Source organism: Aeromonas sp. QDB14, assembly GCF_027707845.1.
In the GTDB taxonomy this organism is placed as follows: domain Bacteria; phylum Pseudomonadota; class Gammaproteobacteria; order Enterobacterales; family Aeromonadaceae; genus Aeromonas; species Aeromonas caviae.
This window is the reverse complement of record NZ_JAPCJD010000006.1, coordinates 75284-95691: the sequence shown is the minus strand read 5'-3', so window position 1 is coordinate 95691 and position 20408 is coordinate 75284. Positions and strand designations below refer to the sequence as shown.

The window sequence follows — 20408 nt, the reverse complement described above, 5'->3', positions numbered from 1 at the left end:
CTATTTCGCTGGCTGATCGGATTGTTCGAGCAGGTTGGCAGCGATAGCCTGCATCATCTGCTCGCCGTTACGTTGCAGTTGTTGCATCAGGTTCCGTTCTTCACGCAGGCTGTGGGCCAGCTTCATGATGGCGGCTTGCCTCGCAAGAGACGGGATACCGATAGGGGCCTCCTCCAACACCTGACGGCGAATACTTTTTGCCGCGCTGCCTTCGGCGTGAAGCTCGAAGTAGCGCTGGCAAGGGGACTGATTGAGCTGCCAGACCAGAAATTCGGGGCTGAGCGCCCGGCTTTGCAAGCGCACCACATAGAAGTGAGGCGCAGCCACGGCGGGCAACGGGGCGCTGCTGGTATCGACCAGCACGGCATAGTTCTGATTGCCACGAGCTGCCACCAGGATGTCGCCGGTCTGCAAGCAGTCGGGCTCCTTCTTGCTTGTCGGCTCGCTGCGAAGGCAAATAGACCAGTCAACCCCCCCTTCTGGCGAGGTATCTCTCATCTGCACCACGGCCATGCTGCCGGAATCGATCTCCGGGATCTTTCCGCGATAGGGGTGCCCAGCACTGATGGTGGCAATTTGGTTCAGCTTCACAAAAAATCTCTTCATCGTTAATGATGCAGTTACAGTGTGTCGCATCTGACACTACTGAGTCAATATCAATGCCCATTATTTTGCATCAATGGAAATGATGCTTTTATGTGTACCATTAACAAGAGGTAGACCCTGACCTGCCTGAAAGATCCAACTGAGATCATTTTTGTAATTTAATTACAGATATTCACCGCACAAAATAAAAAGGCCCTGCTGTTGCAGGGCCTTTGAGTTTCCAACTTGAATGGTCGGTTTCCAACTTCAATGTCACGGTTTCCAACTTAAATGGCCGTGATCAACTGCGCCGCGATTACTTGGCGTAATCCTCGGTGGGTACGCAAGAGCAGAACAGGTTGCGATCACCATAGACGTCGTCGATGCGGTTGACCGACGGCCACAACTTGCTGGCGCGCACCGCGTCGGATGGGAAGACCGCCTCGGCGCGGCTGTAGCCACGGTTCCACTCTGCATCCATCACGTCGTCCTGGGTGTGCGGCGCATGGACCAGGGGGTTGTCGGCGAGGCTCCAGTGACCGTCCTGCACCCGGGCGATCTCGGCGCGGATGGCGGTCATGGCTTCCACGAAGCGATCCAGCTCGCGCTTGGATTCGGATTCGGTCGGCTCGACCATCAGGGTGCCCGCTACCGGGAAGCTCATGGTCGGCGCGTGGAAGCCGTAGTCCATCAGGCGCTTGGCCACGTCCATCTCGCTGATGCCACTGGCTTCTTTGAGCGGGCGGATGTCCAGGATGCACTCGTGGGCCACCCGGCCGTTGCGACCTGTATAGAGCACGGGGAAGGACTCGCCGAGCTTCTTGGCCAGGTAGTTGGCGTTGAGGATGGCGACCTGGGTGGATTTCTTGAGCCCCTCGTCCCCCAGCATGGCGATGTACATCCAGCTGATGGGCAGGATGCTGGCCGAGCCGAACGGGGCGGCAGACACGGCGCCGTTGTCACGGCTCTCCTTGTCGGTCTTGACCACGGCGTGACCGGCCACAAACGGTGCCAGGTGTTTCTTCACGCCGATGGGGCCCATGCCCGGACCGCCACCGCCATGGGGAATGGCGAAGGTCTTGTGCAGGTTGAGGTGAGAGACGTCCGCGCCGATAAAGCCTGGCGCCGTCAGCCCGACCTGCGCGTTCATGTTGGCGCCGTCGAGGTACACCTGACCACCATACTGGTGAACGATGTCGCACACCTCCTTGATGGTCTCCTCGTACACCCCGTGGGTGGAGGGGTAGGTCACCATCAGGCAGGAGAGCTGGTCTCCGACCTCGGCGGCCTTGGCCCGCAGGTCGTCCAGATCCACGTTGCCTGCCTTATCACAGGCGGTGACGATGACCTTCAGGCCCGCCATCTGGGCGGAAGCCGGGTTGGTGCCGTGGGCAGAGGCCGGGATGAGGCAGACATCGCGATGCCCCTCTCCGCGAGACTCGTGGTACTTCTTGATGGCCAAGAGGCCCGCGTATTCGCCCTGAGCGCCGGAGTTGGGCTGCATGCAGACCGCATCGTAGCCGGTCACCTTCACCAGCCAGTCTTCTAGATCTGCCAGCAGCAGCTGGTAGCCTTGAGTCTGCTTGAGCGGCGCGAAGGGGTGCAGCTTGCCAAATTCAGGCCAGGTCACCGGGATCATCTCGGCGGTGGCGTTGAGCTTCATGGTGCAGGAGCCCAGGGAGATCATGGCGTAGTTCAGGGCCAGATCTTTCGCTTCGAGACGGTGGATGTAGCGCAGCATCTCGGTCTCGGAGTGGTACTTGTTGAATACCTCGTGGGTCAGCACGGCGTCGGTGCGCAGCAGATCTTGCGGAATGGCGTGATGCGTCTGGGCGGCCTGGTCGAGGGCCTCCACATCGAGGCCGTGACCCGCCCCAAGGAACAGGTCGAACAGCTCGGCCACATCGCCTCGGGTGGTGGTTTCAGAGAGGGACACACCGACCGCACCGTCCAGATCCCCACGCAGGTTGATGCCGAGCCCTTCGGCCTTGGCAATGAGTGCAGCCTTGTCCGACGTCAGTACTGTGAGGGTATCGAACCAGCTGGCGTGCTTGAGGGCCACACCCTTGGCGGTGAGGCCGAGCGCCAGGATGGTGGTCAGACGGTGCACGCGGGAGGCGATAGTCTTGAGCCCCACCGGGCCGTGGTAGACGGCGTAGAAGCTCGCCATGTTGGCCAGCAACACCTGGGCGGTACAGATGTTGGAGTTGGCCTTCTCGCGGCGGATGTGCTGCTCGCGGGTCTGCATGGCCATGCGCAGGGCGCTCTTGCCACGGGCATCCTTGGAGACGCCGATGATGCGACCCGGCATGGAGCGCTTGTAGGCGTCGCGGGTGGCGAAGAAGGCGGCGTGGGGGCCACCGTAACCCATGGGCACACCGAAGCGCTGGGCACTGCCGAACACCACGTCGGCACCCAGTTCACCCGGGGATTTGAGCAGCAGCAGGGAGAGCATGTCGGTCCCGACGCAGGCCAGCCCCTTCTGGGCCTGGACGGCGGCAATGAGGGAACGCAGATCGGCCACATTGCCGGTGGTGCCCGGGTACTGGAACATGGCACCGAACACCTCTTCGCTCACGGCCTCGCCCGCAGGGCCGACCACCACATCGAAACCGAAGTGGACCGCGCGCTCCTTGACCACGTCGATCACCTGGGGGTGAACGTCCTCGGCCACGAAGAAGAGGTTGGATTTGGATTTGGCCATGCGCTTGGCCAGCGCCATGGCTTCGGCGGCGGCGGTGGCTTCATCGAGCAGGGAGGCGCTCGCCAGATCCATGCCGGTGAGATCCAGGGTGAGCTGCTGGAAGTTGAGCAGGGCTTCGAGACGGCCCTGGGCCAGCTCGGGCTGATAGGGGGTGTAGGCGGTGTACCAGCCCGGGTTTTCCAGCACGTTGCGCAGGATGACGTGGGGCACGTGGGTGTCATGGTAGCCCATGCCGATGTAGCTCTTGGCGATCTGGTTCTTGGCCGCATAGCCCTTGAGCTTGGCCAGGGCCTCCACTTCGGTCATGGGGGCGCCGATACCAAGCGGCCCCGGACGACGGATGGCGGCGGGGACCGTCTGCTCAATCAGATCGTCTAGGCTCTCGGCCCCCACGATGGCGAGCAGGGCCCGCAGTTCTTCCTCACCCGGGCCGATGTGACGGCGGATGAAATCGGTTTTTTGCTCGAGTTCAAACAGTGACTGGGTCATTTCCCTATTTCCTGGTAATAGGTCCTGGCATGACATCCTGATAACCAAGACCTGATGTTCCTGTAGCCGGTCGATACCGGCTCCACTCATGTTCTGTGTCCGCCGCGGGCAGACGGGGAATGCGGCAAGGGCATCCCGAAGGCGCAAAGGCTGTGCCCTTCCTGCAACCGCCATGGCCGCAGGATGGCAGTCATACAAGAGGGCCCTGCTGTGTTGGCAGGGCCCGGGGGCATTACTCTTCGTCCACCACGTTCTGGTAGCCTTCGGCATCCAGCAGGTTGGCGAGCTCGCCCGCGTCGTCCAGCTTGATGCGGAACAGCCAGCCGGCGCCGTAGGGGTCGGAGTTGACCAGCTCGGGGCTGCCTTCCAGCTCTTCGTTGACGGCCAGGATCTCGCCGCTCACCGGGCTGTAGATGTCGGAGGCGGCCTTGACGGACTCCGCCACGGCGCAATCTTCACCGGCGCTCACCTGCTTGCCCACTTCCGGCAGATCGACGAACACCATGTCCCCCAGCAGATCCTGGGCGTGCTCGGTGATGCCGACCACGGCTTCGCCGTTGGCTTCAACACGGACCCACTCGTGGGAGGTGGCATATTTCAGTTCGCTCGGGATATGGCTCATTTGTGCTTCCTTTATGCTCTTGGATCGCTTCAACAAAAATGGGGCGGCGAAGGTCAACCCTCGCCGCAATCAATGATTACACCAGCGGCTGGCCGTTGCGCACGAAGGCCGGCTTGGTGACTTTCACGGTGACCTGCTTCTTGCGGATCTCCACCTGGGCCTGTTCGCCGATATCGCGGGGCACCCGCGCCAGGGCGATGCTGTAACCCAGGGTGGGCGAGAAGGAGCCGGAGGTGATCACCCCTTCCCGTGTCTCGCCGCTCTCGCTGGTGAAGGTGACCGGCATGCCGGCACGCAGCACGCCCTTTTCTTCCATCACCAGACCCACCAGCTTGGGCTGGTTGCCGGCGGCCTTCTGGGCTTCCAGGGCGGCGCGGCCGATGAATTGGCGGGAGGCAGGCTCCCAGGCCAGGGTCCAGGCCATGTTGGCGGCGAGCGGAGAGATTGTCTCGTCCATGTCCTGACCGTAGAGGTTCATGCCCGCTTCCAGGCGCAGGGTATCACGGGCACCCAGGCCACAAGGGGCCACGCCGTTGTCCAGCAGGGCCTGCCACAGATCGCACGCCTTCTCCTGGGGGACCACGATCTCGTAGCCATCTTCGCCGGTGTAGCCGGTGGTGGCGATGAAGAGATCCCCGGCCTGCACACCGAAGAAGGGCTTCATGCCTTCGACCGCCGCATTCTGCTCGGGGGTGAACACCTTGGCCGCCTTGGCCTTGGCGTGGGGGCCCTGCACCGCGATCATGGCAAGCTCGGGGCGCTCGGTCACGCTCACGGCAAAGTCGATGGCGTGATGGCGAATCCAGGCCAGATCCTTCTCGCGGGTGGCGGAGTTCACCACCAGGCGGTAGAAGGTATCGGTCAGGAAGTAGGTGATGAGGTCATCGATGACGCCGCCTTCCGGATTGAGCATGCCGCTGTAGAGGGCCTTGCCGGGGACGGTGAGTTTGGCCACGTCGTTGGCCAGCAGGTGTTGCAGGAAGGCTTTGACCCGCTCGCCGGTCAAATCGACGATGGTCATGTGGGAGACATCGAACATGCCTGCATCGGTGCGCACCACATGGTGCTCTTCCAACTGGGAACCGTAGTTGATGGGCATCTCCCAACCGTGGAAGTCCACCATCTTGGCACCCGCTTCCAGGTGTTTCGGATGCAATACAGTAGTCTGGATCATCGCTGTGTTTCCTTAAGCGTTCGCGACAACACTCGCAATCCGCCCCGGCTCGTCGGGAACTACGGACCACAAGCTCTGTGCTCGTTCCCGCCCGGGCGGGCAGGAGTGATTCCTTGAACGGAGCGGATTATATGACAAGCGCGCCGGGGCGCCGCTCAAAAAAAACTAATCCTCGCCCGACTCACTGACACCAGACACTAAGGCAAAAACAGTGATAAAAACAGCCAAAACCGTGCCATTGCGGGATTTAATGTTGATTTTTACCGTCTCGTCACAATTTACAGAAAAACGTTTCGCTTCTCGCCAACATTAAAGGCTGACACCCCAAAGGGTCATCTCGCCCTGTCAGATTAGTTTTTTTGTCAAAACACCAGGGTAAGATTAGATTTTTTCACCCTTGGCCAGGGTGGGCAGCTCCCCATCCAGCCCCATGGCGGCCCGGATCATGCCCTGCTTGAGGGGGCCAAGACCGTCGACGGCGCGAAGCCCCACCCCGCGCACCAGCTTCTTGAGGGGGTTGCTGCCCGCAAACAGTCGCTTGAGCCCCTCCATGGCCGCCAGCATGTGCGCCGCCTCGCTCTTGCGCCAGCGCTCGTAGCCCCGCAGGTTGGCGAGCAGGCCGATGTCCGCGCCCTTGCCGTGATGAATGAGGATCTGCTCCGCCAGGGCGGCGGCATCCAGCAAGCCCAGATTCACCCCCTGCCCCGCCAGCGGGTGGATGGTGTGGGCCGCATCCCCCACCAGCACCAGGCGCTCGCGGGCAAAGTCGCGGGCGTAGCGGGCGGTCAGCGGAATGGCGCTGCGAGCCCCCTCCACCTTGCACAGCCCGAGGCGCCCATCAAAGGCGGCGGTGAGCTGGCGGTTGAAGCCATCGTCATCCAGGGCGCAGAGCGCCTCGGCGCGGGCCGCGGGCACAGACCACACGATAGAGCAGAGGTCGGGCTGCCACAGGGGCAGGAAGGCGAGCGGCCCCTGGGGGGTGAAGATCTGGCGCGCCACCGCCTCATGGGGCTCGGCACAACGCACCGTCGCCACCAGGGCGTGATGACCGTAATCCCAGCTGGTGAGCGGGATATCGGCCTGACGGCGCACCCAGGAGTGGGCGCCGTCGGCGGCCACCACCAGCTTGGCCGAGAGGGCCTGGCCATCTTCCAGCAGCAGCAGGGCGCCCGCTGGCCCGCACTGCAGGCTGGTGGCCCGGGCCGGGGTCAGCATCTGGATATTGCTGGCCCCCGCGATGGCGTCCAGCAGCGCAAGCTGGATCACCCGGTTCTCGACGATGTGGCCAAGGGCCCCCTGACGCAGGCTGGCAGCATCGAAATCGATGTGGCCGAAACTGTCCTGCTCCCACACCTGCATCTTCTCGTAGGGCTGCAGGCGGCGCGCCACTATGCCGTCCCAGGCGCCGACCCCTTGCAGGATGTGCTGACTCGCGAGGCTCAGGGCACTGACCCTGTTGTCCGGCGTCTCACCGAGCGTTGCATCGGGCAGCCGGCCTTCCACGATGGCCACCTTGATCGCCCGGTTCTTGAGGGCGGCAGCGAGCCCCAGGCCCACCATGCCCCCCCCCACGATCACCACATCCACATCTTGCATCTGCATTCTCTTGTGTCCTTTCCGGGCGAGTCGCCAGGATCTGCGAGGCGACGCCCACAGGCGTGCCTCTTGCTCGAAATCGTCTTTGCCGCCGGGGCGACAGCGCTTATTGGCCGCACACCTCGTCCACGAATCCCAGGGTGCGGGAGGCGAGCGGTGCCTTGAGCCAGGGCACTCTGCCCATCAGGGAGAGCGCCAGATTGCGGCCCACCACCAGGGGAGCGTGATGGTTTGAGAAGAGCTGGGCCAGGGAGGACGTGAGCCAGACGGTCTGGGCCTGATCGTCCCGCCGCTGCAGCCAGTAGCCGCTTAGCACCTCAAAGCCCCCGATGTCTTCCCCCGCCGCGAGCGCACGGGCCAGGGTCCGGGTCAGCACGTCCAGATCCCGCATGCCGAGGTTGAACCCCTGACCGGCGATGGGGTGCAGCAGGTGGGCGGCGTTACCCACCAGCACGGTGCGCTGGGCCAGCGGGTAGTCGGCCACCGTCAGCACCAGCGGATAGAGGTGGCGCACGCCGGTACGCTCGATGCGCCCGAGGCGCCAGCCAAAAGCCTGCTGCAGACGGGCGAGAAAGGCGGCGTCATCCAGTGCAAGCAGCCCCTGTGCCTCGTCCCGCGGCACGCTCCACACCAGGGAGGAGAGGCCGTCCTGCATGGGCAGCAGGGCCAGCGGCCCTCCATCGGTGAAGCGCTCGAAGGCCCGCCCAGCGGGATCCTCGGCGGTCTTGACGGTGGCGATGATGGCGCTCTGGCCATAATCGTGGCGACTGACCGGCATCTTGAAATGCTGGCGCACGAAGGAGTGGCCCCCGTCGGCCGCCACCAGCAGCCGGGTGCGGTAGCGCGCGCGCCCCTCCAGGGCGAGCGTCACTCCCCCCTCGTCGGGGTCGATGGCCTCAAGCCTGGCCGGGCACAACATACGGATCTGCGGGCTGGCGGCGATCGCCTCTTGCAGCACGATGCCCGCCGCCGACAGCTCGATCACCTGACCGAGGGCGGGCAGGCCATACTCTGCCGCCGACAGCCGGGTCTGGCCGCAGTGGCCCCGATCCGACACATGGATATGGGTGATGGGGGAGCAGTGGGGCGCCAGGTGCGGCCAGAGGCCGTGACGGGCCAGCGCCTCGCAGGTACCGGCGGAAAGCGCGATGGCACGGGCATCGAAACCGGGATGAGCATTGAGCTCGGGCGCACTCGCTTCCAGCAGCAGGATCTGCAGGGGGGCACCATCCTGTCCTTTCAGGGCGGCAAGGGAGAGGGCCAGCACGGCACCGCTCATACCACCGCCGACGATAGCCACGTCGACGTGAACCAGATCAGATTGAGACATGAGAAGAGGGCATAGGCGAAAAAACGTGGGCCAATCCTACCACAAAGGTGGCGGACGGGATGCGAAGCCACGGGCAAAAAACCGCTTTGGCACCATGGGTTAGCAGAGTGCCTCCCCTGCTCTCGCCCCTTGTAAAACAGAAAGAGCGCCGTGATGCGCTCTTTCATTGACCCGGTGGACGGGCAGATCAGTGCAGGGTCGGCGGCGTGCTCGGCGCGGCCGGGCGCTTGCCAAACTCCTCGAACGCCATCATGACTCCGAGGCGCACGTGTTCGTAGAGCACCAGGAAGGAGGCTTCGTTCTCTTCATCTTCCTGATCGAACTCGGCAGAGACCTGGGTGATGCTGGCGATGTCCTGAATCATCTCCTGCAGCTCTTCGGATGCCTTGGAGAGCTCCTGTTGGACCACGCCAAAGCCGGCCAGGAAGGCCTGGGACCAGTCCACCAGCGAGTCGATGCGCTCATCGAGCGGCGCCTCGTCGCTTGGCAGCAGCAGCTCGACGCCCTTTTGTGCCATCAGGCTCTCGATCACCTCGTGATAGAGGTCGGTCATCACCTGGCGCACCGGTGCCGGCAGACCGAAACCGTCGTTGATCAGATCATTGAAATGGGGCTGCCAGCTTTTGTCGTCCAGGGCCACGCCACCGCACACCAGGCCGCAGATCACGCCATGGGCCTCGACGGCCGTCGCCATGAGGTCGTGCTGTGCCATCAGGTCCGCCACGGCAGCGTATTTCAGGGGGTTTGTTTTGCTCATCTAGGATCCGCTCAAAGTTCAGGCAAATATGCAGAATTTATGGCCGAGATCCTAGCATTCTCCCCCTGCCAGAGCCAGCAAGGCCTTGAAACTTCTGCATCTGCGCTATATAGTCCCGCCCAGTTGTCCACGTGGATAAAGGCGGAAATCAGCCCCGCCGTATTGAGGAAGGCATGAGCATAGAGGCCGTAGAAATCGTCATTCTGGGACGTCCCTACAAGGTGTCCTGTCCCCTGGGACAACAAGATGCCCTGCGCCAGGCCGCCGACCAGCTGACCGACAAGCTCATCGAGCTTCGTCAACGTTCCAAGGTCTCCAGCAACGAACAGCTGGCCGTCATGGCAGCGCTCAATTTCTGTCATGAGCTCTGCCTTGAAAAAGAGAAAAACCACCAATACTCTGAGACCATGGACAAGCGGATCAAGATGCTGCAACGCACCATCGAAGCCGCCTTGATCGAGCACGGACAATACGGTGAATCCAGCGAAGAGGCACAACAGCCCTAATCGCACCGAGTTTTGAAATTCCCTGGAGTGTTTGTCAGCCGGTTCAAGTCCCCGAGCCGATATTCATACCAAACAGGGGGTCTGCCTTCTGGCTATTGAGCATGCTCGGCCCGACCGAGAAGCCTGCGGCCAGATTAGATCTCCGCCTTGAACCGACGGTTCAAGGGCCCAAACCGGCAACGGCATCTCCGGGGTACCTACCCAAAAAAGCCCGTCATCACGACGGGCTTTTTCTTTGCCTGCGCGGCAACTCCCTTCCACTCCCCTGCGGCGTCTCGCCACCCGGCAGGAGGCAGTAAAAAGCCCGCCAACGGGGCGGGCTCTTGGCCGTGTCAGACGGCCATCTGCTCGTGGGGCGCGCCGTGGTGGCGCAGCCACACAAAGCTCAAGGCCACGATCAGCACCATCACCGTCATGATGGCCCCCAGGGTCACCTGCCCCGTCATCGGGAAGCTGGCGGCCAGCAGGGTTACCACGCCAGCCCCCAGATTCTGCATGCCCCCGAGCACGGCTCCCGCGGTACCCGCCTGGCCCGGGAAGGGCTCGATGGCACAGGAGGTGGCGGTCGGATAGAGAATGCCGCTGCCAATGAAGTAGACCGCAGCCCCGCCCACCAGGGAGGCAGCGCTCACCATGCCGAGCAGCCCGGGTACCAGGATGATGAGCGACCCCAGGGCCAGGAAGGCGATGCCAAGGCGCATCAGCTTGCCCTGGCTCAGGCGAAAACTCAGTCTGGCGGAGAGCCAGGCGCCGAACAGATAACCGGGCAGCGGCAGCACGAACAGCACGCTGACGGTGCGGGCACTCAGCTTGAGCACGTCCCCCAGCAACACCCCGGCCGCCGCCTCGAACACCGCGAGGCCGGCAAAGGTGGCCATCAGACAGAGCAGGTTGCCCTGAAAGCGCGGGTTGCCGAGCACATGACGATAGGCGGCGCCCACCCGCAGCGAATGCTGGCGGGCGGATGCTGGCAGCGTCTCCCCAAACCAGGCCAGCAGCGCCAGGGTGGTCAGGGCACCAAAACCGAACAGGAACCAGTAGCCGGCGCGCCAGTTGAACAGCTCGGTGAGCCAGCCGCCCAGCACAGGTGCCAGCAGAGGGGAGAAGATGACCCCCATGCTTACCAGGCTGTTGGCACGGTTGAGCTCGGCGCCACTGTAACGGTCGCGCATCACGATCCGGCTCATGGCACCCCCTGCCCCGGTGCCCAGCCCCTGGATCAGGCTGCCCGCCAGCAGGGCAGTGAAGCTCGGGATCAGCTGGATGGTGAGGGTGCCGACCAGGAAGATCATCATGCCGATGATGAGCACAGGGCGACGACCGATGCGATCCGACAAGGGGCCATAAACGAACTGGGAGAGGCCGTAGGGAATGAGGTAGCAGGCCATCACCGCCTGCAGCTGGCCGGAGGCCACATGGAAGTCCCCCGCCATCATGGGAATGGAGGGCACATAGAGGGTCTGGGTCATCTGACCCACGGCGACCATCAGAATGGTCAGGAAAAACAGGGGATAGAAGCTGTGCCGATACATACTGTCGTCCGAAAAAAATCAAAAAGCCGCCACCCTCCGGGCAGGGATCTGCAGGAGGTGTCTGACAAAGGTCGTTGAAGAGGAACAAGGCGGAGGACCCGCACCCGCCAGCAGCAGGACACTCTCTGGCTTGCGATAATCTTAGTGATTCATATCACAAAAAACGAACGAAACTTTATAATCTGCTTTCCCAAGTTTTTCTAATGCGACGGGGCCCAAGGCCCCGTCACTGTCATCTCATCATGGGGGAAGGATTCATCCTGTCCCCTCTTTACCCCACTCTTCTCACCTCGGCCGACGCGCCTTCGAACATGGGGGTACCCGCCTCCCCCAGTCTCAGACAACGAGGAGCAACCTTGTCGGCCAGCCCCTCGTCATGGGTCACCAGCAGCAGGGCGCAGCCTATCTCTCCCAGTTCCTCCAGCAGACAGGCGATGGTCTGTTGCTGGCTCAGGGGATCGAGCCGGGACGTGGGCTCATCGGCGAACAGCAGCACGGGGCGCAGCAACAGGGCCCGGATAAGCGACAGCCGCTGCAGCTCCCCTCCCGAGACCTGGTTTGGCAGGCGCGTCAGCAGCCGTTCATCCAGCCCCAACCGGGCCAGATAGTCGACAAGCCGATGGCGGGGCAGCCTGTGCAGACGCAGCACATCATCGAACTGGGTGGCGAGGCGCACCCGGCTGGCAAAGGCCTGCACCGGATCCTGATAGAGCTTCTGCCAGCGGCAGGGGGCTATCCCTTCCCGGCGCAGCACCTCCCCTTGCAGGGGGCGTTGCAGACCCAGCAGCACGTTGCCGAGGGTGCTCTTGCCCGCGCCGCTCGGCGCCATGATGGCCATTCGCTCCCCTTGCGCCAGGGCAAGGTCCAGCCCCGTAAACAGGGGTTGATCCCCATATCCCATGGCAAGCCCCTTTCCGCGGATGAGCCAGTCTCCGGTGGGAGGGACAGCCGCCTCGGGCCAGGCGGAGGGCTCCGCCGCCAGCAGGGCCCGGGTATAGGCATGGGATGGCGTGTGCAGCACACGCTCGGCGGGCCCCTGCTCCACGATCTCTCCTCCCTTGACCACCAGCACCCAGCCCCCCAATGAGCGAGCCAGGGAGAGATCATGGGTGATGGTCAGCAGATGGCGTCCACGGGCCAGGTAGCCCAGCAACAAGGCACCCAGCCTGGCTGCGGCACGGCTGTCGAGCCCCTTGGTGGGCTCGTCGGCCACCAGCAGACGGGCCTCCCCCAGGGTGGCGGCGGCAAAGGCCGCGCACTGGGCCATGCCTCCCGAGAGCTGGTGTACAAAGGCGCCCTCCCGCCCGGCCAGTCCAAGCCGCTCGAGGGCGGCGCGGGCCCGCGATCGGGCCTCCTTGCCGCCTGGCAACCACCCTTCCTCCACCTGGGCAAGCAACCCCATGGTGGGGTCGAGCGCCAGCACCGGCTCCTGGGGCAGCATCGCCAGCTCCCGCCCCCAGAGAGTACGCAGGCGAGGCGTCTCGGCCAGGTTGTGATGGCGGCCACCCGACACCATCTCGCCCCGGCCTGTCAGGGGGGCTGGCAACGTCCCCATCAGGGCATGAGCCAACAGGGATTTGCCCGAGCCGCTCTCCCCGATCAGAGTCAGGGCGGTGCCGGGATGAATGGTGAAATCCAGCGCCTGCAACAGGGTTTTGGGGCCATCATCGACCTGCAACCCCTTGATATGAATGGCCGTCATGAGGTGGCTCCTTGTGAAGATGGCATGTCAAGGCCGCGCGTCTGATGAAGCAGCACCAGAGCCAGCAACATCAGCCCCATGACAAGAATGGGGGCCAGTAACAGACGGGGAGCCTCCTGATAGTGGGGCAGCGCCTCCGTCATCATCAGCCCCAACTCCGGCGTGGGCGGCTGAATGCCCACTCCGACAAAGCCCAGGGTAGAGAGGGTTAGAATGGCACCCGCTAGGCCGAAGGCCATCATGGTGAGCAACTGGGGGGCGAGCTCGGGCCAGAGATGGCGCCGCACCACATGGGCATGGCCGAATCCCAGCAGACGGGACGCCTCCACCTGGGGCGAGGCGAGCAGCCCCCGGCTGCGGGCACGCACTACCCGGTAATACTCCACCCACTGGGCCATGGCCAAGCCGAGATAGAGGATGGCAAAGCCCCCCTGGGCCATGGCGGAGAAGAGCAGCACCAGCAACAGGCCTGGCAGGGCCAGCACGCCGTCGGCCAGGCTGCGCAGCAGACCGTCGACCCAGCCGCCGCGCCAGGCCGAGAGCCAGCCCAGCAATGACCCCAACAGCGCCGCCGTGATGACGCACAGCAGTCCCAGCAGCAGGGAGAGCCGGGTCGCCGCCGCGAGGCGCGCCATCAGGCTGCGCCCCATCTGATCCCGCCCGAGGGGCTCCTGCCAGGAGGGATCAGCCAGAAACTGTGCCAGATCCTGAGCCGCCGGATCGGGCCAGAGCACGGGGCCCAGCAGGGCAAACAGCACCACCAGCAGGAGCAGGCCCAGCCCCGTTTTGACAGACAACGACATGATCAGGACTCCTTGGGACCACGGGGGTCAATGGCAAGACAAAGCAGGTCGGTGAGGGTATTGAGCAGCACGAAGAGCACCGCCAGCACCAGCACGGTCCCCTGAACCATGGGGATGTCGCGCCAGAAGATGGCGTGCACCAGCGCATGGCCGATCCCGGGCCAGGCAAACAGGCTCTCGACCACCACGACCCCCTCGATGAGCAGCACCAGCTGCACGCTGGTATAGGCGATGATGCTGACCCCGGTGTTGCGCAGACCGTGACGCCAGAAAACCCGGGCCGGCGAAAGCCCCTTGGTGAGGGCAAATCGGTAATAACCGGACTGCACCACGGTGAGCACGCTTTCACGCACCACCCGGGAGAGCACGCCGGAGAGCCCCAATCCCAGGGTCAGGGCGGGCAGCAGCAGGTTGCTCCCCTCCCCGTGCCCTGCCGCACTGACCCAGCCCAGCTCCACCGAGAGCATCACCATGAGCACCAGGCCGAGCAAGAAGGGGGGCAACGCACGCATCAGCACGCTCCAGCCCAGGGTCAGGCGATCACACCATCCCCCCGGGCGCAGCGCACTCAGGCTGCCAAGCGGCAGCGCCACCACCAGCGCCAGCACCACGGAGGCGCTCGCGAGCGTCAGGGTGGCGCCCAGGTGATGACCCACGTCGGTGGCGACCGGTGCGCCCGTCACCAGGGAGCTGCCGAGATCCCCTTGCAGCAAGGCCCACAGCCAGTCGCCAAAACGGACAAGGGCCGAGCCGGCCAGCCCCAGCTCGCTGCGCACCGCGTTGGCCGCCTCGGCGGTGACATAGTCATAGCCATAACGACCCGCCGCGATGCGAAAGGCGATGTCTCCGGGCAGGGACTGCACCATCAGAAAACAGAGTCCGGCCACCAGCAGGGCAACCACCAGCGCCTGCACCAGACGCTGACCCAGTATCCCCATGACGCGAGACAAGGGTGTCGCTGTCATCGTGCGCTCCATGTCAACTTGTCCAGGCCATAGCTGCGCTCCTGGGGATCGAGTTCAAACCCCTCCAGCCCCCGACTGACCGCCGCGCTCTGGCGGTACCAGGCGATGGGCAGGAGCGGCAACTCCTGTTGCAGTGTCGTGGCTATCTCCCGGCGAGCCGCAGCGGCGTCTGTGGGCGACAAGGCTTGCGTGGCAAGGCGGGTCAGCGTTTGCGTCATGGCCGGGGAGTGCCAGTTCATCACCCCCCAGTCCGCACCGGCAGGGGCCAAGTCCCCCAGCAAAGTGACCAGGGGATCCGGTACCAGGGCATAATTGCGGGCGTAGAGACCAAGCTGGAGGGAGCCGTCCTGATGGCCCGCCGGGATCTCGCTCGAGTTGCCCACCGCCACCTTGAGATCCACCCCCACCGCCTTCCACTGCGCCTGCAGTGCCGTGGCGAGGAGCGGCAGCTCCGGACGGTCAGGGAAGGTACGCAAGGTCAGGGCGAAGCGCTCTTCCCCCTTGCGCAGCACACCGTCCTCTCCCGGCTGCCAGCCTGCCGCCGCGAAGGCCGCCCGGGCCGCCTTGACGTCATAGGCAAGCGGCGTCAACCCGAGCTGGTGCCACTCCCCCAGAGTGGGGGGAAAGAGCTGGGTTGCCGCCATCTCGGGATCCCGCAGCAAGGCGGCTGCCATACCACGACGATCGATGGCGAGACTCAGGGCACGGCGCACCACCGGATCGCTCAGACGGGGATCGGCGCCATTGAGCTTGAGCTGGATGGTCCGTGGCAGGGTGACCGAGGCGATGGAGACCCGTGATGCCTGCTGCAAGCGGCGGATGCTGACCGGATCCAGCCCCCAGGCGATGTCGGCCTGACCGCTCTCGGCCATCAGGGTGCGGCTCTCTGCACGCCCCACCGTCAGGTAGCTGACCTCCTCGATTGCGGGCCTGGCCCCCTGCCAGCCGTCGAAACGCACAGTCTCTATCCGCTGGGGTTGTTGCAGGCGGGTGATGCGGTAGGGGCCAGAGCCTATCACCTGGGTTACCTCCCCCTTGGCATCGTAGGCGGCCTTCGCCAGGATCTGGGTGCTGGGGTGGGCCAGCACGGCCGGCAGGGAGGCGAAGGGTTCGCTCAGGGTGACCTTCAAGACGCCATCTCCAGCCTCGATGGACGCAATGGGAGCGCTGGTCATCACGCCGGGCTTGCGCCAGGCCTGTTGCAGGGCAAAAGCGGCCTGCTCGGCGCTCACCTCGCTGTCATCGTGAAACCGGGCCCCGGGGCGCAACGTGAATCGCCACTGCAGACCGTCATCGCTACGCGACCACTCACTGGCAAGCCCGGGTTGCAGATTGCCTTTCCCATCGACATCTACCAGGGTCTCCGCCACCTGCATGCGAGTAAAGAAGACCCCGTTGCTGGCGGGGTCGACACTGTGGATCTCCCAGGGCCCCACCATGGCAAGCGGTTTGCCGTCGGCTGCAGTCGTTCCTGCCATCAGAGCCAGGGCGAACCACCCGGCTGCGGTGCATTTTTTTGTCATCCTTTCCATCCAAGCTTCATGTTCATCAACCAAAGAGGTGGAGTTATAACATAACAATTAATCAGGAAGAATGACTTTTGATTTTTGATAAATGGCTTATTTGAAAGACAAAAAGCGACTGCGATGCAGATCGTCAAACAACGGGGAGTCAAAGGGGAATAAAAAAGATGGCCCGTCAGGGCCATCATGATGGCGTCAGCGAGTCACCATCTGCTGCGCCCGCTTGACCTGATCCTCGGGGCTCTCATTGCGCGGTGGAATGGTGATGCCCTTCTGGCAGGCGGGCCTGGCTTCCATGCGTGCCATCCAGGCCTGCAAATGCACCAACCCCTCGATGGAGATACCACTCCAGTCGTGGATGCGCACCCAGGGCCAGGTAGCGATATCGGCGATGCTGTACTCGTCCGCCAGATACTCATGGTGTGCCAGATGACCGTCGAGCACCTCGAACAGACGTCGCCCCTCCTTCTGGTAACGCTCGATGGCGGCCGGGATCTTCTCGGGGAAATAGCGATAGAAGACGTTGGCCTGCCCCATCATGGGACCGACGCCCCCCATCTGGAACATCAGCCACTGGATGGCCTGGGAGCGACGCTTGGGATCCTGCGGCAGCAACTTGCCGGTTTTTTCCGCCAGATAGATAAGGATGGCGCCGGACTCGAACACTGCGAAGTCACCATTGTCCCGATCGACGATGGCCGGGATGCGGCCATTGGGGTTGATGGCCAGGAACTCGGGCTTCTTCTGCTCCATGGTCGCGAAATCAAGGGGAATGACCTTGTAGGGCAGCCCCAGCTCTTCGAGAGCAATCGACACCTTGAACCCGTTGGGCGTGGCGGCAGTGTACAACTCTATCATCTTGGACTCCTTGAACGTTCAGGGGAAAGGATCAGGCCTGGGCGCTGGACCGGGCACTCACCCGGTCATGCCAGTCCTGCAAATGGGGCTGTTCGGGGGTGATACGCAGGCCAACCACCTTGCCAAAATCAATGGTACAGAGGGCAAGAATGTCGGCGATGGTGAAGCGCTCCCCCGCAATATAGGGCACCTCGGCAAGACGGGCATCAAGCTTGTCAAACCAGATCTGAGCCTGTTGCTTGCACTCCTCCCCCCATTCGGGGAAGACCCGCTCCCGGTCTTTGTAAAAACCGGTGATATGACGAAACGCCATACCGGTCGGCAGCCAGAGGTTGAACTCGATGAAGCGACTCCACATCTCTATAGTGGCGCGCTCCAGCGCGGTGCTGCCAAACAGGTTCGGTTCGGGATGAAGCTCTTCAAAATAGCGACAGATGGCCAGGGTTTCACTCAGACAGGTTCCGTCATCGAGTTCCAGCACAGGAATGCGCCCGGCCGGGTTCTTGGTCAAAAAGGTGGGCGCCAGGTTTTCCCCCGCCCCCAGATCGACCTGCTGATATTCCATCTCGATCCCCTTCTCCGCCAGAAACATTCTGACCCGACGGGCATTGGGGGCTCGTCTCAGCTCATAAACCTTCATGTCACCTCCGTCGACGAACACACGGTGAACCGCTGCACAGGCCATAGCAAAGCGGCACAATGTCGGTCAGTTATGACAAATATTGTGCCGCTTGAACAGCCCGCATCGAGGGGGAGATGATTAGCTGCTCAGTACCCCTGGTTGGCGCTGGCGCAGCAAGATAAGACGGGAAAGCAGCGGAAAATAGGATTCAAACTTGCTTTTCAGCACCAGGCTGCAGGCAGGATCCGCCAGTTCGGCCTCATCCAGCAGAATACCGTTGGAGACGAAATAAAAATGCGGATCCCGGACATCCGGCCCCTGTGGAGTATGTTCATACTGTCGATGCACCAACAGGGGAAGCACCGGCAATCCCAGTGCACTGCCTCCTGCAGGCCAGAGCGGAGCAGGCCAGGCAGCGCCCTCTTCTTCCAGCAGCAGGATCGCCGCTTCATCCTTCGACGGTTGCCACTGCTGGGGCTGTGCCACCCGGACCTCGGTGACATAATCGCTCTCTTCGCTGGCGGCACGCAGTGCGGCCAACACACCCAGAGTCGTCCGCGACGACGGTTTCTGACTGACTAATGACAGATTCATGGCTCATATCCCTATGCTCACCACAGCCTGTTATCCGGCTGTCGCGATAAGACTAGTTGATTACAGGTCTTTATTGGAGCCGTCAGATCTGTCAGTCACCACCCTGACCGAATGAGGGCATAGCAGTTGCTATTCCCGAATATCTTGGTAAGATGTTGCGTCCTTTTATCCCCCGTTCTTTAACATCCAGTGGTGAACCTATGCATCCGATGCTGAATATCGCCGTGCGCGCTGCGCGCAACGCCGGTCAAGTAGTAGTAAAAGCCTTTTCTCAACCCGAGAACATCGAGGTTATCCAGAAAGGCAGCAATGACTTCGTGACCAACGTTGACCGTGACGCCGAAGCGGCCATCATTCACACCATCAAAAAATCTTACCCGGAACACAGCATCGTTGCTGAAGAGTCTGGCGAGATTGCCGGTACCAATCCGGACTACCAATGGATCATCGACCCACTGGATGGCACGACCAACCTGGTCAAAGGCATTCCGCACTTTGCCGTTTCCATCGCTCTGCGCGTCAAGGGCAAGACCGAACAAGCCGTTGTCTACGATCCCATCCGTGACGAGCTGTTCACTGCCACCCGCGGCAGCGGCGCCCAGCTGAACGGCTACCGCATCCGCGTCGGCAAGGCCAAAGAGCTCTCCGGCACTATCTTGGCCACCGGGTTCCCGTTCAAGCAGAAGCACCACATCGAACCCTACCTGAAGATGTTCCAGAGCATGTTCATCGAGTGTGCAGACATCCGTCGTGCTGGCTCCGCCGCGCTGGATCTCGCCTATGTGGCCGCTGGTCGCGTCGACGGTTTCTGGGAAATCGGCCTCAAGCCCTGGGACACCGCCGCCGGTGAGCTGCTGGCCAAAGAAGCCGGCGCCATCGTCACCGACTTCGTTGGTGGTCACAACTACGAAAACTCCGGCAACATCGTGGTGGCCAACCCCCGCGTGCTGAAAGAGATGCTCGGCAAGATCCGCGAAAACCTGCCGGAATCCCTGGCCAAGTAATCCCGGATACCCGCGAAAAAAATGCCAGTCGGTTCGCCGACTGGCATTTTTTATTCCTGACTACAGCGAAAATCCCGCCCCTCTCGATGACTCAGCGGGATCAGATAGTGCCGTTGCGTCCCATGTTGATCACCACCCGGCGGTTCTTGGCTCGGCCAGCTTCCGTTTCGTTGGAGGCCACGTGCTGTTTCTCACCGTGCCCTTCCACCGAGATCTTGCCCTCCTCGATGCCGAGATCCACAAACACCTGCTTGATGGCATCCGCTCGCTTCTCGGAGAGCTTCTGGTTTGGCCAGCGGCCGCCATAGCTGTCGCTGTAGGCGTCGATCACCACCACATCGATGCTCTTGTCTGCCTTCACATAGTCACCGATCATCGCCAGCCGCCGCTTGGAGGCCGGTGACAACTGATCGCTGTTCTTGTCATAGGAGAGCACGCTGAAGGCGATGTCGTTGAAGCTGTAGGGCAGCAAGCCACTCAGGCAGTCCATGAACGCCTGGTACTTCACCCTGAAATTGACCGACGAGAGCGATACCCGCACCGGCCTGTCCTGACGATACCAGTCGCGATACTGGAAAGTCGGCATACGCCCTCCTTCCAGCTCGTCCAGCATGGTCCAGGCGGTCTGCCCCGCCACCAGGCCGTCAAACTGCTGATAGAACTGCAACTGGCTGATCTGTCGCCCGGCTACCCCGGGACGCCAGCTGGGGGGCATGATCCCGAGGCTCACTGTCTGGGTACGCGCCTGGGGTCGCTGCCCCTTGAGCTCGAAATCCAGATTGATCTTGCGCCCGGCCCGGCTGACAAAGGCCCCGGTTCCCCAGCGGGGAATAGGATGCTCCAGCCTGCACTCCACCTGGGTATCAGAGGTCAGGCGCCAGACGGATTGATCCAGACCGGCGCCAAATTCGGTCACGCCCGCCTGCAACTGCATACTCACTGATATGCTGATCAACCCCAACACCCAAGCATTCAACGGCTTGTCCTCCACACTATCTCGAATTATCTATCGGCAGCGGCAGGACAAGCTTTAGGTCAAAAC

At 62.7% G+C, this 20408-nt stretch carries 18 protein-coding genes and 1 other RNA gene; 3 read left to right on the top strand and 16 right to left on the bottom strand.

Going from position 1 to position 20408, the window contains the following annotated elements; genetic code table 11:
• From PG887_RS03535 to PG887_RS03505, 7 genes are all read right to left on the bottom strand, one after another.
• Entirely contained in the window at positions 1-591 is a 591-nt protein-coding gene (locus PG887_RS03535; RefSeq protein WP_270821184.1) for a restriction endonuclease subunit S, read from the bottom strand.
• A 310-nt stretch (positions 592-901) separates the two neighbouring features.
• On the bottom strand, positions 902-3778 hold the full coding sequence (gene gcvP, locus PG887_RS03530) for an aminomethyl-transferring glycine dehydrogenase (RefSeq protein ID WP_104454302.1): 2877 nt from the start codon (positions 3776-3778) through the stop codon (positions 902-904).
• 232 nt (positions 3779-4010) lie between these two features.
• Positions 4011-4400 carry a glycine cleavage system protein GcvH gene (gene gcvH, locus PG887_RS03525; protein ID WP_010675081.1) on the bottom strand — a complete coding sequence of 130 codons (390 nt, stop codon included), beginning with the start codon at positions 4398-4400 and terminating at the stop codon, positions 4011-4013.
• 76 nt (positions 4401-4476) lie between these two features.
• Positions 4477-5574 carry a glycine cleavage system aminomethyltransferase GcvT gene (gene gcvT, locus PG887_RS03520; RefSeq protein WP_104454303.1) on the bottom strand — a complete coding sequence of 366 codons (1098 nt, stop codon included), beginning with the start codon at positions 5572-5574 and terminating at the stop codon, positions 4477-4479.
• A 381-nt stretch (positions 5575-5955) separates the two neighbouring features.
• Positions 5956-7176 (bottom strand): FAD-dependent 2-octaprenylphenol hydroxylase, encoded by a 1221-nt coding sequence (locus tag PG887_RS03515; RefSeq protein ID WP_270821183.1) that lies wholly within the window; start codon positions 7174-7176, stop codon positions 5956-5958.
• 100 nt (positions 7177-7276) lie between these two features.
• Positions 7277-8500: a 2-octaprenyl-6-methoxyphenyl hydroxylase gene (gene ubiH, locus PG887_RS03510; RefSeq protein ID WP_270821182.1), complete on the bottom strand. Its 1224-nt coding sequence runs from the start codon at positions 8498-8500 to the stop codon at positions 7277-7279.
• Between the two features lie 187 nt (positions 8501-8687).
• Positions 8688-9257, bottom strand: a complete 570-nt coding sequence (locus PG887_RS03505) for a UPF0149 family protein (RefSeq protein WP_042864005.1) — start codon at positions 9255-9257, stop codon at positions 8688-8690.
• Between the two features lie 173 nt (positions 9258-9430).
• Here PG887_RS03505 and zapA point away from each other — a divergent pair, with 173 nt between their 5' ends.
• Both zapA and ssrS read left to right on the top strand, forming a co-directional pair.
• Complete coding sequence (gene zapA, locus PG887_RS03500; protein ID WP_010675086.1) at positions 9431-9763, top strand: cell division protein ZapA; 333 nt, start codon at positions 9431-9433, stop codon at positions 9761-9763.
• Positions 9764-9779: 16 nt separating this feature from the next.
• Positions 9780-9962, top strand: a non-coding RNA gene (ssrS, locus tag PG887_RS03495) — 6S RNA.
• 133 nt (positions 9963-10095) lie between these two features.
• On the opposite strand, the gene emrD is transcribed toward ssrS, so the two are convergent.
• The 8 genes from emrD to PG887_RS03455 all read right to left on the bottom strand — a co-directional run bounded on the left by emrD (position 10096) and on the right by PG887_RS03455 (position 18362).
• Positions 10096-11295: a multidrug efflux MFS transporter EmrD gene (gene emrD / locus PG887_RS03490; protein ID WP_128272831.1), complete on the bottom strand. Its 1200-nt coding sequence runs from the start codon at positions 11293-11295 to the stop codon at positions 10096-10098.
• Positions 11296-11566: 271 nt separating this feature from the next.
• On the bottom strand, positions 11567-12997 hold the full coding sequence (locus PG887_RS03485) for an ABC transporter ATP-binding protein (RefSeq protein WP_270821181.1): 1431 nt from the start codon (positions 12995-12997) through the stop codon (positions 11567-11569).
• Positions 12994-13800: an ABC transporter permease gene (locus PG887_RS03480; RefSeq protein ID WP_010675089.1), complete on the bottom strand. Its 807-nt coding sequence runs from the start codon at positions 13798-13800 to the stop codon at positions 12994-12996. Before PG887_RS03480 ends, PG887_RS03485 begins: the two co-directional genes overlap by 4 nt.
• A gap of 2 nt (positions 13801-13802) precedes the next feature.
• Positions 13803-14765, bottom strand: a complete 963-nt coding sequence (locus PG887_RS03475; RefSeq protein ID WP_270821180.1) for an ABC transporter permease — start codon at positions 14763-14765, stop codon at positions 13803-13805.
• Positions 14762-16288 carry an ABC transporter substrate-binding protein gene (locus PG887_RS03470; protein ID WP_270821179.1) on the bottom strand — a complete coding sequence of 509 codons (1527 nt, stop codon included), beginning with the start codon at positions 16286-16288 and terminating at the stop codon, positions 14762-14764. Before PG887_RS03470 ends, PG887_RS03475 begins: the two co-directional genes overlap by 4 nt.
• A gap of 195 nt (positions 16289-16483) precedes the next feature.
• Positions 16484-17146: a glutathione S-transferase family protein gene (locus PG887_RS03465; protein WP_039038751.1), complete on the bottom strand. Its 663-nt coding sequence runs from the start codon at positions 17144-17146 to the stop codon at positions 16484-16486.
• 31 nt (positions 17147-17177) lie between these two features.
• Positions 17178-17786, bottom strand: coding sequence for a glutathione S-transferase family protein (locus tag PG887_RS03460; protein ID WP_048207874.1), 609 nt, complete (start codon positions 17784-17786; stop codon positions 17178-17180).
• A 120-nt stretch (positions 17787-17906) separates the two neighbouring features.
• Complete coding sequence (locus PG887_RS03455) at positions 17907-18362, bottom strand: hypothetical protein (RefSeq protein WP_104454311.1); 456 nt, start codon at positions 18360-18362, stop codon at positions 17907-17909.
• A 200-nt stretch (positions 18363-18562) separates the two neighbouring features.
• Here PG887_RS03455 and suhB point away from each other — a divergent pair, with 200 nt between their 5' ends.
• On the top strand, positions 18563-19366 hold the full coding sequence (gene suhB / locus PG887_RS03450; RefSeq protein ID WP_039038754.1) for an inositol-1-monophosphatase: 804 nt from the start codon (positions 18563-18565) through the stop codon (positions 19364-19366).
• Between the two features lie 100 nt (positions 19367-19466).
• On the opposite strand, the gene PG887_RS03445 is transcribed toward suhB, so the two are convergent.
• Positions 19467-20342, bottom strand: a complete 876-nt coding sequence (locus PG887_RS03445) for a flagellar protein MotY (RefSeq protein ID WP_039038755.1) — start codon at positions 20340-20342, stop codon at positions 19467-19469.
• Between the last annotated feature and the right edge of the window lie 66 nt (positions 20343-20408).